This is a genomic window from Mesorhizobium sp. M4B.F.Ca.ET.089.01.1.1 (assembly GCF_004022605.1).
Taxonomy (GTDB): domain Bacteria; phylum Pseudomonadota; class Alphaproteobacteria; order Rhizobiales; family Rhizobiaceae; genus Mesorhizobium; species Mesorhizobium abyssinicae.
Map to the genome: position 1 here is coordinate 1 of NZ_RZOS01001377.1, position 470 is coordinate 470.

The 470-nt window shown below is 58.5% G+C and carries 1 protein-coding gene; it reads left to right on the forward strand.

Going from position 1 to position 470, the window contains the following annotated elements; all coding sequences use genetic code 11:
* Nucleotides 1-441 (forward strand): hypothetical protein (locus EN780_RS37600; RefSeq protein ID WP_210215138.1); only part of this gene is annotated, 441 nt, incomplete at its 5' end.
* Nucleotides 442-470: the final 29 nt, after the last annotated feature.

Here is a 470-nt window from a genome sequence, read left to right on the forward strand (position 1 = left end):
GGTCTGGACTATGGAGTGGCGCCTCATCCGTATTTTGCCGGTGGCAAGGCGGTGACGCCTTCTGAATCATACCATCTGGGAGTGGCGGCGGACATCACGAATGCCGACGAGGCCCTGAACTTCCTGGACTACGTGGGCTTGGACAAAGAGGGGGCAGTGGTTGCCACTAACGGATACAGGTTATCCGCCAACATCGCAGCTACGGACAAGGTGCTGAGCGGCATTCCTCAGCAAAATCCCGCCCTGAAGGGTGTCGACGATTTGATCCGCTACGAGCTCGCGAACACGGCTATCAAGCGACCGCGTACGCTGGGATACCTACAACTGGAGGAACTTGTCACGCGAGCGTGGGGCGATATCCGCAACGGAAGTGACGCGGCTCAGACGTTGACGCAGCTTCAAAGTGAACTCGAGCGCAGCTTCAAGCGGATCGAGCGCTAAGACCGATGGCGATGGGAGCGGTTTCTGAG